Consider the following 16,520-nt stretch of genomic DNA (forward strand, 5'->3'; position numbering starts at 1 on the left):
CCGCCTTTTATTATGCAACATATTATCTTTAGCTTTTCGGAGGTGACTGCTTATGCTTGCAGCCCGCTATTACGGGATCGGGCAGGTCCGCGTTGAAAATGTACCGAAGCCGGAGTGCGGTCCGGGGCAGGCCCTGGTCAGGGTCGCCTATGCCGGCGTCTGCGGGTCCGACCTGCATATATTCAGAAAGGGCATGTTTGTTACCTCCATCCCGGAAACCATGGGACATGAGTTTTCAGGCGTGGTGGAACAGATCGGCGAAGGCGTAACCGAAGTGAGTCCCGGCGACCCTGTGGTGGGTGACCCGCGTGTTCCCTGCGGCGCCTGCCGGTGGTGCGGGGAAGGCTCCTATAACCTGTGTCCCGGACTGGGCTTTATCGGTGAGGTAGCGCCGGGCTGTTTTGCACAATACCTGGTTTTGGACGCAAAAAAACTTTTGAAATTACCGGCAAAGATAGGACTGCGGCAGGCCGCCCTGGTGGAACCCCTGGCGGTGGCGCTGCACATCGCCGGACGGGGCCGGTTTACAGGAGCGGAACACCTTGGCGTCGTTGGCGCCGGACCCATTGGCCTCCTTACTGTAATCGCGGCAAAGGCCATGTCGGTAAAAAGGATCACCGTGATAGATATTTCACCGGACAGGCTTGAGCTGGCCGCCAGGCTGGGAGCCGCCGCCCTGGACGCATTTCCGGCAGGTACGGATGACCCGCCTGACGTGGTGGTCGAGGCTGTGGGGCATGAGACAACCCTGGCCGGCGCGCTGGGGTGGCTCAGGCCGCGGGGCAGGCTGGTAATGGCCGGCCTGTACGAAGAAAAAGCAGTAATAGATCCAAACGATATTGTTGTTAAGGAGCTTGATCTTGCCGGAGTGGACGCCTATGAAACCGGTGACCTGCAAAAAGCGATCAGACTCCTGGCTGAAGGCGCGCCGGATGTCGATCACGTTGTTACCCACGTGCTTCCTTTGGAATCCGCCGCCGCCGCATTTGACCTTCTAACTTCAGAGAATAAAAAGGCGTGCAAAATTTTGCTTGCCCCGTAGCAGAAAGGTGATTTGAAAATGTGCCGGGAAGACATAAATTTTTTCAGAAATGGCCTGGCGGAACTGACCCCGTATATTCCGGGCAAGCCGGTGGAAGAAGTCAGGCGTGAACTGGGCCTGACGGGGCGAATCGTGAGATTGGCCTCCAATGAAAACCCCATAGGCCCTTCTCCTAAAGCCGTGGCGAGAATGAAAAATGTTCTGGAGGAAACAAACCTGTACCCGGACGGTGGGTGCTACGAACTGAGAGAAGCTCTGGCCCTTAAGCATTCACTGGCTCCCGGTTATTTCATATTCGGCAACGGTGTGGACAATTTAATCCCGCTGGTGGTGAACACATTCGTTAACAGCGGGGACGAGGTGATCATACCTTCGCCCACTTTCGCGGCTTACCGCACCAGCGCTGTCGTGGCCGGCGGCATACCGGTGGAAGTGCCCCTGAAAGATTTTTGTATCAGCACGGAAGATATTTATAACGCTGTCGGTTCCAAAACAAAAATGATTTTTATCTGCAGTCCCAACAATCCCACCGGGACTATCGTGTACAAAGAGGACCTGGAAAAACTGATTGGCTCTTTGCCGCCAGGGGTGCTGGTGGTGATGGACGAGGCTTATAACGAGTATGTGGACGACTCCCGCTATCCGGACAGCATCGAGTACCTGAGAAAAAGCAAAAATGTTATAATTCTTCGGACTTTTTCTAAAATATTCGGGCTGGCCGGACTGCGCCTGGGCTACGGAATGGCCAGTCCCGGCTACGTCGCCCAGATGGAAAAAATAAGAGAGCCCTTTGCTGCCAACCGGGTTGTCCAGGCCGGCGCCCTGGAGGCGCTGGCGGACGATAATTATATATGCCAGGTCAAGGATGTTCACCAGAAGGGCAAAGAGATCATTTGCGAGGGACTGAAGAAACTTGGCATATTTTATGTGCCGACTGAGGCAAATTTTATATTTGCCGACCTGGGCGTGGAGATGAAATATCTTTTCCCTGAACTTTTAAAAAGAGGAGTAATTGTCCGCCCGGGAAACGCCTGGGGGTATCCTGCCTTTGCCCGGGTTACTATAGGCACTCCTGATGAGAACCAGTTTTTCCTTGAACAGCTGGAAGCTGTTTTGAAACTCTTCATGTAAATCTTACATCATGTTCAGGTATGCAGGTAGTGACAACCGCAATAAACCCTGCCGCTGACCGGCGCCAGGCGCCATATCGGGAGCGTAACCGGCACCCGGTGGCGCCTTGCTGTTTCACAGAGATATTACCGCATATTTTTTCATTCAGATCCATGGGTACGCCCGTGGATTTTTTGCGCTCTGCCACAATTACCCGGACGGTGTGCGGCAGCCGGATTTGTCGGGCATTTGGCGTGCTCGAGCGGGACGGTTGTCCATGGGATGAGCGGAGAGGAGGTTACAGGTAAGTAATGGAAGAGAATTGTTATTGAAAAATTCCTAAAACAAAACTATAATAATAATGAGCTAATGACCATAATAAACAGAGAATACCTCATTCTCCCAGGGGGATTCTTAAAATGCGCCGCCTTAAGTGCAATGTCAGGCAGCCATATTGGTCAGAAGCGTTTTCCTGCCGCATCTCCTTTTTTCCCGTTGCTCCCATAGAAAATCTTTGCTGTTTCTTATTCCTGGCGCCACTTCATGCTGCTTATTATCAAAAATTTTTTTAAGGAGTGGACTGTATGTCTAATCAGATGTATACCGATACAACTATGGAACATTTCAAGTATCCCAGAAATATAGGAAGAATGGACGATGCAGATGGAGTAGGGATGGTTGGCGACCCTGCCTGCGGAGATTTCCTGACCATATATATCAAAGTTGCAGACGAGGTTATTCAAAATATTAGTTATCTCATATTCGGATGTGCCGCCGCAATAGCATCGGGCAGTATGACAACTGAACTCGCCAAAGGCAAAACTATAGAGGCAGCGATGACAATAACGGAAGAAGATATTTCAGACGAATTAGGGGGCCTTCCCGACAACAAGAAGCACTGTTCAAATCTTGGTGTAAAAGCACTGAGAAGCGCTATTGAAGACTATTATTATAGAAAGGAGAGGAATAATTAATAGCTGCCCTGTACCCGGTTTGCGGGTTACATCGACAGCACCTTGTTATTCCTTGGCAGAAAACTTGCTAGTTGATAACTTAGAGGATTTACAGAATATCTTACTGATTTATAACAGTTAAACCCCCAACCCATGCAAAAAAAAATTCTTAGAACCGGGCAGAGGGTGCTGTTTCTAAATATCCGGAGGATGATCCCAAAAAACTAAGACGTGAAAAAACTTGAAGGGAAATTATAAATTTCACTAAGAGCCAGGATTAGTATGGCCCTTGATTCTCATTTTGATACTTATAATTTTCAAAATGATATAAGGGTGGAGCTTCGAAAAGCGGTTGGGAAGAGGTGCGATAGTTGCAGCGTGAAAATTTAAAGATATTTTCCCAAAAGATTATCGAATTGTCATCAATAACAGAAATGGACGTATGTGTAGTTAACTCTAATTTGGTGCGGATAATTGGTACCGGCAGATATTCAGGCTTAATAAATGAAAAAGTCATAGAAAAGTCGCTTTACAATAGAATATTTCAAAGCAGGGTTAAATATTTGCTGGTAAAGCCTCATGAAGATAAAATTTGCAGCAGTTGCGAATACCTGCATAATTGTTCAGGGCTGGTCCATCTTGCTGTTCCTTTCAAAGTTAAAAAACATAATATAATGTCATTATTATTTACTGCCGCAAAGGACCATTATAAAAAGGAGTTAATAAACAATACTTCTTTATATTTACATTTAGTGGACTTTTTCAGCAAGCAGATTGAAAAAGAAGGACAGGCACTGAATGACAAAGATGCAATCGACTGTAAAAAATCTATTCAAAGCCTTATTAACTTAATAGATAAAAATATAATGGTTACAAAAAACGATAATATAATATATATCAACGATAGTTTAAAAAATTTATTTGGAATAAGTGAACCTGATAACATTGATAGTTTTCAAAAAAATTTGAACCTTAGCAGTGTAAAAGCAAGTGACAAGAATTTTCAGTTAAGTATCGATGTTTCCGGCGAAACAAGGTATTTTAGTATATTCCCCAGGACTATAGACAAGGGGTTGGACTTAAAAATTGTTTTTGTAGAAACTGCAAACTCAAAAAACGCAAGTTATTTTGATAACCAGGTGTTTTATAGCCCAAATATTAAGAAAGCTATTGATATCGCAAAGAAGGTAGCCTTCTCGAATTCCACAATTCTATTGGAGGGAGAAAGCGGCACCGGTAAAGAAGTTTTCGCTGACGGAATACACTATGAAAGTAATAGGTCACAAGGAGATTTTATTAGTGTTAACTGTGCCGCGATACCGGAGACATTATGGGAAAGTGAATTTTTCGGATACGCGGACGGAGCATTTACAGGAGCTAAAAAAGGCGGCAAAATAGGAAAATTTCAGGCCGCTGACAAAGGCACACTTTTTTTGGATGAAATAGAAGAGATGCCGATTTCTATGCAGGCAAAACTGTTAAGAGTATTGGAGACGAAAACCATCATACCTGTTGGTTCAAATAAGGAAGTCAATATAGATGTCCGTATCATAGCCGCAACAAATAAAAACCTGGAAGATATGCTGAGCAAGGGTCTTTTCAGAAAGGACTTGTTTTACAGACTCAACGTAATTAAGATCAGCATTCCCCCGCTACGCGAAAGGAAAGAAGATATAATCCCTTTGGCCAATTACTTTGTGAAAGGCTTTAGTATAAATAAGGGAGGAAGAGTAATTGAACTTACTCCTGAAGCCTGTGACTGCCTCATTAAATACTCGTGGCCCGGTAACATAAGGGAACTGAAAAATGCAATGGAATATGCATTTTCAATATCCAACAATACTTATATTTCTCCTGAGGACTTACCAGCTTATATAACTGACGAAAGCAGCAGTTTGTCTTCCAATCTATATCAAATCGACACCATTAAAGACTTTGAATACAATGCTTTAAGGACCTGTATTGGGACGTATGGACTCTCGGAAAAAGGGAGGAAGAAAATCGAAGAAAAACTGGGAATCAGCAGGGCTACATTATATAGAAAGCTGAAAAAGTACAACTTAAGGTAACCGTGTTCCCTGGAGCCGGGTAGAAATGCAATATACCGGCGATGGACCGGAAATAATTGCGCCTTTAAATTTTCAACTGCAAGCTGTATGAAAAATAAAACCAGTATCATTGTGAAACATTTTTCTCAATTTGATACTGGTTTTATGCCTATAAACCGTCGAAGATGTCTCATTATGAGAAATTTACAAGTTGCATTTGTGGGAAATGTCAGATAATTTAGGCTATTCAGCTCTGGCATGAAAATTGCTTTATATAAAGATAACAATAAAAGTTCAGCGTTTGAGGGGGTGATGAATTGATCAAGGCAATTGTAATGAATGAAAATGACAACGTGGCAACGGCTTTATGTGATATCAGCGAAGGCTCAAGACCGGTTATTGTCGGATTTAAAACCGGGCAAGGTATCGTAGTCAAGTCAAATATACCTTTTGGACACAAATTTGCACTTTGCAGGGTCCCTGAAAATACACCCGTCATCAAATACGGTGAGGTAATAGGAGTAAGCACTTCCTTTATTGATGCCGGAGACTATGTGCATGTGCACAATGTCGAAAGCTTGAGAGGCAGGGGGGATCAATAAACACTTTATTTGAGTTTAAGCGCATCTCCCCCTTGTGATAAAGCTGATAGGTCAACGCAAAATTATACTTTAGTCGCTAATACAGTTGTTATAGCAGGAGGACAGTCATGAATTTTTATGGGTACCAGAGAAAAAACGGAACGGTTGGTATCAGGAATTACCTTGCGATTATATCCACAGTAATTTGCGCAAATGAAGTGGCAGAAGCAATTTCCAATAAAGTAAAGGATTCTGTACCTGTTTTACATCCCCAGGGTTGCTGCCAGATGCCGGTAGATTTAAAGAGGGTTACTTCCACTCTGGCCGGTCTCGGCATTAATCCCAATGTGGGTGCTGTGCTGCTGGTAAGTCTTGGATGTGAAGGCGTAAATGTGGAAGAGGTGGAGAAAAGAATCAGACAAGCCGGCAAACCGGTTGAAAAGGTAATTGTCCAGGAAATCGGGGGCATATCAAAGGCTGTTGCAAAAGGCGTTGAATTGGCTGATTTAATGGCGGAAGATTTGAAAAAGCAGGAGAAAAAGCCGGCCTCTATATCAGACCTGGTGGTTGGCATAAAATGCGGTTCTTCGGACACGCTTTCAGGCCTGCTTACAAATCCTATTGTAGGGATGGCAGTAGACAAAATAATAGGCTGCGGCGGCAGGGTTGTTTTTGGCGAAGTAACTGAAATGATTGGCGCTGAAAACCATATTGTCAGTAGGATAAAAAACCCGGAGATAAAGGACAAAATCATTAACTCGATTATCAACATTGAGAACAGGGCAAAAAGCGTGGGAGAAGACATGCGTGAGGGCCAGCCTACCCCCGGCAATATCAAGGGCGGCCTCACAACTATCGAAGAAAAAAGCCTGGGTGCGATTATAAAATCAGGTTCAAAAATTATAGATGATTTTATTGAGTATGGTGAGCAGGTAAGAGAAGGAAAACTGACCGTGGTCGACAGCCCCGGAAGAGAACCGGAACTGCTTACCGGCCTGGCTGCCGCGGGAGCTCAAATCATCATATTTACCACAGGCAGAGGCGCGCCGCAGGGTTACCCGATATGCCCTGTAATAAAGGTGACGGCAAACCCAAGGACATATGAAAAGCTGAATGAACTTATTGATGTGGGCTTTACTATAAATGATGATGTTGATGATATAGAATCTGTTTTCGATGCTGACAGCAATAAACTGCTTAGTTATTTCAATGAAGTGTGTAACGGGAAGCTGACCAAGGCGGAAATCAATAAATACAATAAATTCATAAATATTTATGTTACAGGGCCAGTAATCTAAGTAATTTAAGTGCGTGGTTAGTTTTACACTTGATTCTCTTTCAAAGTAAATAGTTTTACGAAAACCTTAAAGAATATCATAAAGGAGGTAGTTAAAACGGTTATTTTAAAGAGGATTTATTACCTAATGATTGAGCAGTATGTTTCCTAAAGGAAGGTGGTAGCAAAAGAGTAATTTGCCAAGAAAATAGCAACTTAAAATGAAAGGAGCAACAAAAGAATGATGCAAAAACAAGATGATGGCGGAGACAAGAAAATCACCATGAAAATTAATAACCAGGAATATAACATGGTGATTAAGCCGCATTGGACCTTGCGGGAGGTTATCCATGACAAATTAGGGTTAACTGGGACAAAAGAAATGTGTGACAAGGGAGCCTGCGGATCCTGTACCGTCATAGCGGACGGGAGACCCATCCTATCCTGTATGAAACTGGCTATTGAATGCGAAGGACAAGAAATAGAGACGGTTGAAAACCTTGAGGTTACAGGAAACCCGTTGGTTGAGGCGTACGCCAATAACCACGCCATGCAATGCGGTTATTGTACTCCCGGGTTTGTGATGACTGCCAAAGCATTGCTGGACAGAAACTCCAATCCGAATGTGGAAAACATTAAAGACGCTCTTGAGGGTAATATATGCCGGTGCGGCACTTACCCGGCTCATATCGGGGCTGTTTTGGAGGCAGCTAAAAAACTGGAAGGAGGGAAAAAATAACCTATGGATAAGAAGAAATTAGGAATAATGGAAATCGAGCCATTAGTGCACGACAGGTATTGCCAGGACGAGTTCTCATTAATTGGTAAGCGCGGCGTATCCCGTATGTGCGGCAAGGAAAAAGCCGGTGGAAGGGCGGAATATACCAGAGACGTACAGCTTCCCGGGATGTTGTATTGCCGGATCCTGCCGTCTCCTTACGCTCATGCCAGAATTAAATCAATGAGCACGGAAAAAGCCGAAGCGCTGCCCGGCGTGAGGGCCGTACTCCGGTATGACGACCCTGAACTGGCAGACAAGCCGCTTTTCGGCCTGGAGACCAAATTTAATGCCGGCCACCTTCCGTCTGATGGACAGGCTTTTTACCATGGTAAAGAAGAGTTGGCGGTAACTCTGGAACAGTGGAAGCAAGGGGCAGGACGTGTACTGGACGGTGTGGCCTGGTGGGAAGGACACCCGGTTGGGGCGGCTGTGGCTGCTGATACTCCTGAACTGGCTGAAGAAGCTCTGAGCCTGATTGATATTGAGTGGGAAGAGCTGCCGATGATCCTGAATCCATTGGATGCATTAAAACCTGGTGCGCCTTTAGTTGCTGCTGAAATAAACAGCAAGAACAACATCATCAGGAAATTAAAGATTGAGCATGGTGATGTAGAAAAAGGCTTTAAAGAGGCTGACAAGGTAATTAAGTTTGAGGGAAGAAGGCGCCCATATACAGTTGCTGATGCGGAACCAATGAGCGACGTAGTCCTCTGGAGAGGCGATAACGTAGAAATATGGGCACACCAACAGCAAGCATATGATGGGAAAATTATTTTTGGCATGAAAATGGGTATTCCGCTGAACAGGATTAAACTCCATGTCCCCTACCAGGGCTCTCAGTTTGGCGGTGGCGGTAACCCCATGATGCACCATACCCACGGGGTCCATATTATTAGCGGTTTATTATCCAAGAGAACTAACAGGCCTGTTAAGACATTCTATAACAGAAGAGATAATTTCTACAATTTGTCCCAGGACGCAGACTGCCATACCACTTTTAAAGTGGGATTTAAAAACGACGGGACAATCACAGCAGTAAAAATAGATAATATCTGCGGCAAAATGGGGCAGTACGGCATAGATCACCTTGAAGAGAATACCAGGATACCCAATTTACTGCTTAATTATCTGGAAACAAATATAAATGTCGCGCCTGCTTACTGGTTCAGGTGTGAGCAAAACCATAACGCTCTTTGTCTGAGCATGGTATTTGATCACGTAGCTGTTGAACTGGGGATGGATCCGACCCTTGTCGCTTTAAAGAATGACGGGGTTGAGGGGCATGACATGGAATACCTCTCCAAGTTTAAGAGACAGCATGGTTTTCCCGATAGAGACAGCCTCGGGGAAGCAATAGAACTAGGGAGAAAAGCTATCGACTGGGATAAGAAATGGCATGAGCCGGGCACAAAGGTACTGCCCAACGGCAAACTGCACGGGATGGGCTTTACCTGGACCCACGAGTGGGACGACACGCGCGGGACCGCATGTGCCGGTGTAATTATGCACTGCGATGGAACAGTAGATATCCTGTCCCAAAAATCAGACGACGGGTTGAATGCAATGACCACCCACTGCCAGATTGTTGCCGAAGAGATGGGGCTTAAACTTGAAGACGTCAATTTCAGGTTCTTCGAGGAAGTGGGCTTCCAGATGATGACTCCGGACGGTTCTTGCAACCTGGCCGTAGATGCTTACTGTACCCGTAATGCCGCCAGGGAGGCGAAACAAAAACTTCTTGAATATGCCACAACTCCTATTAAATTAATTGATATAACGTATCCCCCTGCATTCCCGGACAATTATCCGGACGACCTGGACGTTAATGACAGTGTGGTTTACCTGAAGGCCGACCCCAGCATAAATGTTCCGGTAGCAGAAGTCGTCAAGCGGGCCACCCTGAACCAGGGCGGCACCAGGGCGCCCCTCTTTGCCTGGAATTGGCACCGCCAGGGCAGGTATGGCACTGAAAAAGGAAGACACCGTTTAACCAGGCAGGCGTATTTTTGCGAGGTGGAAGTCGATCCCGGCACCGGCGGAGTCGAAGTTAAGAAAATTGTTAACATAAACGACGTCGGTAAGGCCATAAGCCCTGAGACATGTGAAGGCCAGCAGTACGGCGGGGACTATATGGGAGCCGGCAGGGCCCTGGGAGAGGAAATGATTTACGATCCCAAGACAGGCGTAAAACTAAATGCAAACCTTATCGATTATAAGGTGTTCACAATGCGGGATGTTGATACTACAGTGAACCTTCTCCTTGAAACAGGAATGGGATACGGGCCATACGGGTTGAACGGTATCGGCGAATGTATCGCCACTGTAGTCCCGGGTGTGATTGGAGCCGCTATTTACAACGCCATCGGTGAATGGGTTGATGATCACCCAATGACTCCGGACAAGGTCCTTAAAGCAATTAGTAAAGCAAAAGCAAAGCGGGGTGGTCTGAAGTGAAAAGATTTAAACACTACGATGCACGTACGGTAGATGAAGCAGTATCCCTGTTAAAAGAGTTTGAAGGCAAAGCGAAAGTCATCGCTGGCGGCACTGATATAGTCGGTTTGTTTAAGGATGAAGTCTTTGCCGAAAGGCCGGAGGCACTCATCAACATTAAAACAATACCTGACATGGATTATATCAGGGAAGAAGACAACATGTTGAAGCTCGGCCCGATGGCTTTGCTCGAGGATATTGCTCATAATACGCTGATTATCAGTAAGTATACCGCGCTGGCCGAAGCAGCCCGGCGTACGGCTTCTCCGCATATCAGAGAAATGGGCACTATCGGCGGAAACATATGCCAGTTCTGCCGCTGCTGGTATTATCGCTCGCCAAACAACAGGTTCAAGTGTATCAGAAAAGGCGGAGAAGATTGTTATGCTGAAGAGGGAGAAAACAGGTACCATTCCATATTTGGAAACGTCAAGGATTGCCTGGCGGTCAATCCGAGCGACACTGCCCCGGCCCTGATCGCATTGGAGGCCAAAGTGAAAACTTCAAAAAGAGTCATTGAAATGGCAGACTTTTACCAGGCCGAAGACCCGAAGAAGTTTTCAGTATTGGATGACGACGAGATAGTAGTCGAAATACAAGTTCCTAGGCCTTCAGCAAACGCAAAGAGTAAATTTGAGAAATTTGCGATTAGAAAGTCAATAGATTTTCCAATTGTAAACTGCGCGTCGCTGGTTGAATGCGAGGGTAATACGATCAAGAAAGCCAAAGTATGTCTAAACGCTGTATTTGCCAATCCTTATGCGGTAAAAAAAGCTGAAGAATATCTTGAAGGTAAGACCCTGGATGAAGCAACGGTTGATGCCGCGGCTGACCTGGCTTTACAGGATGCAAAGCCACTGTCGAAGAACGAATACAAGATTGAAATTTCCAAGACATTGATCAAAAAGACTCTGTTAGCCTGTAAATAGTATTTTTAGGTGTAGAGCTTGGGGAGTAAAAGCTCTCCAAGCTCTACAATACTCAGTGACGAAAGTTGATGTTTATAGGGATATAAAAATAAAACTGAAAGGAATTAATTATGGCTTTAAAAATAGCTGTTTGTATAAAACAAATAAGTGATCCTGAATATTTTTCTCAGATCACCCTGGATCCTGTAACAGGCAGTATTCAAAGAGACAAGATCCCGGCCATATTAAACCCCCTGGACGAAAACGCATTAGAAGAGGGTTTGAGAATTAAAGATAAGTACTCAGGTAAATTAACTGTTGTAACTATGGGGCCTCCTCAAGCAACGGAAGTTCTGGAATGGGCCCTGGCGTTAGGAGCGGATGAAGCAGTTTTATTATCTGACAGGGCATTTGCAGGAGCCGACACCCTGGCCACCGCCTATACACTGGCGGAATACATGCGCAAAATGGGGAATCCCGATATTATTATCTGTGGGAACCAGACTGAAGATGGGGCAACCGGACAAGTAGCGCCGCAACTTGCCGAAATATTGAATATTCCCCATGTGACCTGTGTAAGTGAGGCTGAATTTATTGATGAGACTACCATAGTTGCCAAACAAAACATTGAATATGGCGGTTATTTAAAAGTAAAAGTCAAGCTTCCTGCTTTAATTGCGGTGGTTAAAGAAATTAATGAAGTCCGGGATATTACTGCTGAGGGTTTAATGAATGCAGGAGATAAGGATTTCTCAACTTTAAGCGCGGCTGATATGGAGATCAATGTTGATTATATCGGCAATAATGGTTCACCCACAAAAGTAGTAGGAACATTTAAGCAGGAAATAGACCGGCAAAAAGAAATGTTGAGTGGTTCACCGCAAGAGCTGGCCAAAAAAGTGGTAGAAAAGTTGAACCAGGCAAATATTTTATAAGAAAGGAGATCATGGTGAATACGAATAACGAAATCTGGGTATGGGCCGAACAAAGAAATGGAAAATTAATGGATGTTTCCCTCCAAACGCTGGGAAAGGGCCTGGAATTATCTAAAGTTACAAGTGGAAAGCTGTCAGCAGTGTTGATTGGTGATAGTGTTGGCGACCTGGCCAAAGAATTGGTAAGCTACGGGGCAGAAGCGGTTTATATGGTTTCGGACCCGCAACTCAAGTATTACCAGAGCAATGCCTATACCAGGATAATAAGCGAACTTATTACCCAATATAAACCGGGTATCATGTTATTTGGCGCCAACATTACAGGTATGGATCTGGCCCCTGCCATAGCCGCCAGGGTGAGAACAGGCCTGACAGCTCATTGCAGCGACTTGAGCATTGATAACATTGACGGCAAACTTCAGCTTGTTGCGAGTATTCCCGGTTTTAGCGGGGGTATGATAGTCAAGATTACCTGGGACGAAAAAAGACCCTGGATGGCTACTTTAAGTTCAGGAGCGGCTGAAAAACCTGATAAAGATGAATCCAGGCAGGGAGTAATTGTAGAAGTAGATTATAAAGCGACAGAAGAAGACCTTAGAATTCAAACAATAGAAATGGTGGAGAAACAACCATCTGCTATGCCGGTAGAAGGCGCCGCGATTGTAGTTTCTGGCGGGAAAGGAATAAAATCAAATGAAGAGGTTAAACTTGTAAAGAAATTGGCGGAAATTTTAAACGCAGCTGTAGGAGGGACAAGGCCCGCTCGCGATGCTCAGTGGATATCGGAAGACAACTTGATAGGTTCCAGCGGCAAGACTGTAAGCCCCAAACTGTTCATAAGCATCGGCGCCAGTGGAGCGGCTCATTATACCTGTGGCTTTCTTAAATCAAAGTACATTATAGCCATTAATAAAGACCCCAAAGCTCCAATATTTGATGTGTGCGACCTGGGCATCCAGGCCGACTTAAGTGAAATTCTTCCTTCTCTGATAGAAGAATTAAAGCCAGTGTAGCATGCAGAATACATGACATAAGCGCATCTCAGTAGTTTATGGACGGGTTGAAAAAGCTTCTAATGCGGATGTCAGGTTTTCAGAGGCCAAAAAAGAGTACCGGTCGCAGTATTCCTCCTGGAAAAGCAATACTACACCAGTACAATAGTAAAAAACCACAAGTATATTGTAACAATATTAGTTTGTAAAAACAACAAAAGTACACTTTCAGGATGTTATCGTGGCCGATGCCCTCAAATTTTAATGATTTGTAGTCTCGGTACCAGTTACCTGATAACCGTTTCCCGGACTACGCATTATATGGCATTTCAGGCTTGTTCGTGGTTCTAATACAGATTATACGAGGTGCTGTGAAGCCATGCAAAAATGGAAGGACATATACGAAAAACTGAAAAATTATGTAGAGGAACAACCGGATATCGATATTCAAGATAACCTTATAGACATACCAAGGGCAAAACAGCCAGAATTTTATTCCATGTTCGATAAGGTTAGAGATACCTATGTCGCTGAAGAATTTGCTGATTTAATTAATGAGTCTGACCTCTTGAGCGCAGCTTATGTGAATGTTGAACAGGAATTGATGGAACTCCTTGATTTAGAGGATATCCTCATGCCGAGCGATATTAAAAGATTCCTTCATAAGCCATTGGAGCAATTGAGACGGGAAACATTCGACCCATTGTTTGATTTGCTCAGCGGCAAAATAGATTTGCAAAGATTTATTTTAGAGACGTCGGTTAATGTAAACTCATCCTTTAAACAACTATATCAAGAAGGTTACGAAAAATGGACAGTGCTTTCTTTATTGAAGCAATTTGAGCCAGACAAGATTTATCATGTGCCTCTTGGAAAACTAGGCTCAAAACAGGTAATAAAAAGTTCAGTCGCAAATAAAGAATCAGTTCCATTGCCTGTTGAATCAAGACAATTTTCTTTTGAGGTTGGACGCAGGCAATCGCTCTTAGTACCGGATGCCATAATTCACTCCGCCAGGCTGGATAAATATGTTGCTATTAGAACAGCGTTTTGCAGTTCCTTGTGGCCCTCCAATAGTTATAGTGAAAAAAGAGAATGGTATTCTATTGAGTCACTTGTAGAAGAATACGGTTTAATCACCTTAAAGCCGGATTTGTTAGTCTATATTGATGATAATGCGGAAGATATCTCCATGATAGCAGATGCGGAAAAAATCTGCAGGCCGGATATTATTGTCGATTGTATAGACGGAATCAATGTTGATAAGAACTTGTTGAGAGAAAGATTGGAAAATATCAGTTATTGCTATACGATCTTAAATCCAGCAGTCGGCAGCTTTGTGGTGTCCAGGGAAAACAAGCCGCCATACTTGCGTGATGAGCTTGAAAAAGAAATCAGCCTCATAGAGGTTGGTTTCGAAAACTCAAGACTGGGGTCAATTATTGATGCAATTTAGCATGTTTTATCATTATGTCAAAACTGCATATGAAGTTGTTTACAAGGAGGAAATATAATGGATTTATTAGCTTTAATGATAGCTTTTTGTGGAGGCGCTTTTGGCGCATCAATAGGCGCTCTGGGAGCTTTTATCTTCACTGGGATTACAGGATTGATAGGTATAGCGATGGCAGCTTCGGGCGCGAGCTTTAACTTTCTGGGGGAAGTCGCTTTCGGCACCTATTTCGGGCCGCATATAGCGTTTGCAGGTGGTGTGGCCGCAGCGGCTTTTGCAAGAAAAATGGGATATATTGAATCGGGAAAAGATATCTTGAAATCATTATCCGGGTTGAAACAACCAATCGTATTAATTGTGGGCGGCATTTTCGGCATGATGGGCTATGCATTAAATACAGGTATTGCTTTATTGCCAATCGGCATTGACACTGTCGCATTAACTGTTTTCATCCTGGCAATTATAGCAAAAGTCGCATTTGGAACAACGGGAATTGGAGAGATATTCGGTGCGGTACCGGAAGATATTAAGAAAATCGGCGGCAGGTATTGTCTTAACTGCCCCAATGTATGGCTGCCATATGCAACTCTTCCATGTGAAAAGACTTTAATTGGAATTACTGCCGGTGGCGTTTCAGCTTATTTAACGTATTTGATGCTGCAAAATCCTGAAACTGTTCCAGTCGCCGCGTTTGTAGGATTCTGTATATCCGCTGTATCACTGATTATGATGTTCTTTGGCTCGGAGATACCTGTAACGCACCATATAACCATATGTGCTTCTTACGGGGTTGTCGCCAGCGGCGGCAGCATTTGGTGGGGCTTTGCAGCGGCGCTGGCAGCTGCTTTCGCAGGTGATTTTTTTGCAAGAACATTCTATTGTTACGGCGACACCCATGTCGACCCTCCGGCAACGGCGATTGCATTAGTCTCGTTTGTTTTAATGACAATTATTCCAAAAGGCGTTTACGAAATTGAATATATAGCCGCCGGGATACTGGCCCTGGCTGTCATTTACAGTATTATAAGGTATTCTCAGCATGGCAAATGTATAGATGATGTTTGTGCCGAGAAAACAGCTTAAATGATGTTTTAAACCTTATGTCTTTTTATAACAAAAGTCTCATGCAAAACCCCTCATATTCTCCTCTCCTTTTTTAGACCATCATTGAATATTGGCTAAAGCAGCTGATATTTAATGATGGCATTTTTCTAACAGGGTATTTTTTGAGAATTCAATAAATTATTTATAGATGGTAAGGGGCGATACAATCTGTTTGCAACAAGTAATTTTTCAGCGCCAAAATCAGTGGCAGTGGTTGGGGCATCCAAAACACCCGGGAAAATAGGCTATGTCCTGGTCAATAACCTTATTGAAAGCGGGTACAAAGGGAAAGTTTATCCTGTCCATCCAAAAGAAAAAGAGATACTGGGATTAGCCTGTTTTTCGGCTGTAAAAGAAATTCCGGGGGAAGTGGAGACGGCGGTATTTGCAGTGCCGTCCGGCAGAGTACTGGATATAGCGGTAGAATGCGGCCAGAAAGGTGTGAAAAACCTGGTTGTACTGACAGCTGGTTTTAAGGAAACCGGACGAGAGGGAGCCGAGCTGGAAAAGAAATTTATATCCATTTGCCGCCAGTACAACATGCGCCTGCTGGGTCCCAACTGTGTTGGTTTTATTGATACTTATACTCCGATCAATGCCACTTTTCTTAAAGGATTTCCCGCTAAAGGGGGAATTGCCTTCATCTCCCAGAGCGGGGCCATGCTGGCGGCGGTTTTGGACTGGAGCCTGTCGGCCGGGATAGGGTATAGTAAAATTTTCAGCATGGGAAACAAGGCTGATTTAAATGAAGTGGACTGTATATCTGAAGCGGCGGAGGACCCCAATACAAAAGTTATTATTTGTTATATTGAAGACGTGGCATACGGTCCTGAATTTTTAAAAG

The 16,520-nt window shown here is 44.4% G+C and carries 15 protein-coding genes; all 15 read left to right on the forward strand.

The window, feature by feature from the left end; translation table 11 throughout:
* Positions 1 to 52 precede the first annotated feature (52 nt).
* On the forward strand, positions 53 to 1,042 hold the full coding sequence (locus NC238_13865; protein ID MCM1566992.1) for an alcohol dehydrogenase catalytic domain-containing protein: 990 nt from the start codon (positions 53 to 55) through the stop codon (positions 1,040 to 1,042).
* An 18-nt stretch (positions 1,043 to 1,060) separates the two neighbouring features.
* Positions 1,061 to 2,173: a histidinol-phosphate transaminase gene (gene hisC, locus NC238_13870; GenBank protein MCM1566993.1), complete on the forward strand. Its 1,113-nt coding sequence runs from the start codon at positions 1,061 to 1,063 to the stop codon at positions 2,171 to 2,173.
* Positions 2,174 to 2,202: 29 nt separating this feature from the next.
* Entirely contained in the window at positions 2,203 to 2,460 is a 258-nt protein-coding gene (locus tag NC238_13875; protein MCM1566994.1) for a hypothetical protein, read from the forward strand.
* 276 nt (positions 2,461 to 2,736) lie between these two features.
* Positions 2,737 to 3,126, forward strand: coding sequence for an iron-sulfur cluster assembly scaffold protein (locus tag NC238_13880; protein ID MCM1566995.1), 390 nt, complete (start codon positions 2,737 to 2,739; stop codon positions 3,124 to 3,126).
* A 350-nt stretch (positions 3,127 to 3,476) separates the two neighbouring features.
* The gene (locus NC238_13885) at positions 3,477 to 5,174 is read left to right on the forward strand and encodes a sigma 54-interacting transcriptional regulator (protein MCM1566996.1); all 1,698 of its coding nucleotides are present in this window, start codon (positions 3,477 to 3,479) and stop codon (positions 5,172 to 5,174) included.
* Positions 5,175 to 5,470: 296 nt separating this feature from the next.
* A complete protein-coding gene (locus NC238_13890; GenBank protein ID MCM1566997.1) occupies positions 5,471 to 5,755 on the forward strand; it encodes a UxaA family hydrolase in 285 nt (94 codons plus the stop codon).
* A 107-nt stretch (positions 5,756 to 5,862) separates the two neighbouring features.
* On the forward strand, positions 5,863 to 7,032 hold the full coding sequence (locus NC238_13895) for a UxaA family hydrolase (GenBank protein ID MCM1566998.1): 1,170 nt from the start codon (positions 5,863 to 5,865) through the stop codon (positions 7,030 to 7,032).
* 219 nt (positions 7,033 to 7,251) lie between these two features.
* On the forward strand, positions 7,252 to 7,749 hold the full coding sequence (locus NC238_13900; protein ID MCM1566999.1) for a (2Fe-2S)-binding protein: 498 nt from the start codon (positions 7,252 to 7,254) through the stop codon (positions 7,747 to 7,749).
* 3 nt (positions 7,750 to 7,752) lie between these two features.
* A complete protein-coding gene (locus tag NC238_13905) occupies positions 7,753 to 10,245 on the forward strand; it encodes a molybdopterin-dependent oxidoreductase (protein ID MCM1567000.1) in 2,493 nt (830 codons plus the stop codon).
* Complete coding sequence (locus NC238_13910; GenBank protein ID MCM1567001.1) at positions 10,242 to 11,213, forward strand: FAD binding domain-containing protein; 972 nt, start codon at positions 10,242 to 10,244, stop codon at positions 11,211 to 11,213. Before NC238_13905 ends, NC238_13910 begins: the two co-directional genes overlap by 4 nt.
* A 110-nt stretch (positions 11,214 to 11,323) precedes the next feature.
* The gene (locus NC238_13915; GenBank protein ID MCM1567002.1) at positions 11,324 to 12,127 is read left to right on the forward strand and encodes an electron transfer flavoprotein subunit beta/FixA family protein; all 804 of its coding nucleotides are present in this window, start codon (positions 11,324 to 11,326) and stop codon (positions 12,125 to 12,127) included.
* Positions 12,128 to 12,141: 14 nt separating this feature from the next.
* A complete protein-coding gene (locus NC238_13920) occupies positions 12,142 to 13,140 on the forward strand; it encodes an electron transfer flavoprotein subunit alpha/FixB family protein (GenBank protein MCM1567003.1) in 999 nt (332 codons plus the stop codon).
* Between the two features lie 358 nt (positions 13,141 to 13,498).
* The gene (locus tag NC238_13925) at positions 13,499 to 14,575 is read left to right on the forward strand and encodes a hypothetical protein (protein MCM1567004.1); all 1,077 of its coding nucleotides are present in this window, start codon (positions 13,499 to 13,501) and stop codon (positions 14,573 to 14,575) included.
* Between the two features lie 57 nt (positions 14,576 to 14,632).
* On the forward strand, positions 14,633 to 15,655 hold the full coding sequence (locus tag NC238_13930) for a hypothetical protein (GenBank protein ID MCM1567005.1): 1,023 nt from the start codon (positions 14,633 to 14,635) through the stop codon (positions 15,653 to 15,655).
* A gap of 225 nt (positions 15,656 to 15,880) precedes the next feature.
* Positions 15,881 to 16,520, forward strand: a 640-nt coding sequence (locus NC238_13935) for a CoA-binding protein (GenBank protein MCM1567006.1), incomplete at its 3' end; no start/stop codon positions are given.

The sequence above is a fragment of the Dehalobacter sp. genome (assembly GCA_023667845.1).
Classification (GTDB): domain Bacteria; phylum Bacillota; class Desulfitobacteriia; order Desulfitobacteriales; family Syntrophobotulaceae; genus Dehalobacter.

Excerpts from the sequence above, each read along its gene's own strand:
- hisC (MCM1566993.1), top strand. The coding sequence starts at position 1,061 with ATGTGCCGGGAAGACATAAATTTTTTCAGAAATGGCCTGGCGGAACTG.
- NC238_13900 (MCM1566999.1), top strand. The coding sequence starts at position 7,252 with ATGATGCAAAAACAAGATGATGGCGGAGACAAGAAAATCACCATGAAA.
- NC238_13865 (MCM1566992.1), top strand. The coding sequence starts at position 53 with ATGCTTGCAGCCCGCTATTACGGGATCGGGCAGGTCCGCGTTGAAAAT.
- NC238_13895 (MCM1566998.1), top strand. The coding sequence starts at position 5,863 with ATGAATTTTTATGGGTACCAGAGAAAAAACGGAACGGTTGGTATCAGG.
- NC238_13925 (MCM1567004.1), top strand. The coding sequence starts at position 13,499 with ATGCAAAAATGGAAGGACATATACGAAAAACTGAAAAATTATGTAGAG.
- NC238_13915 (MCM1567002.1), top strand. The coding sequence starts at position 11,324 with ATGGCTTTAAAAATAGCTGTTTGTATAAAACAAATAAGTGATCCTGAA.
- NC238_13880 (MCM1566995.1), top strand. The coding sequence starts at position 2,737 with ATGTCTAATCAGATGTATACCGATACAACTATGGAACATTTCAAGTAT.
- NC238_13905 (MCM1567000.1), top strand. The coding sequence starts at position 7,753 with ATGGATAAGAAGAAATTAGGAATAATGGAAATCGAGCCATTAGTGCAC.
- NC238_13930 (MCM1567005.1), top strand. The coding sequence starts at position 14,633 with ATGGATTTATTAGCTTTAATGATAGCTTTTTGTGGAGGCGCTTTTGGC.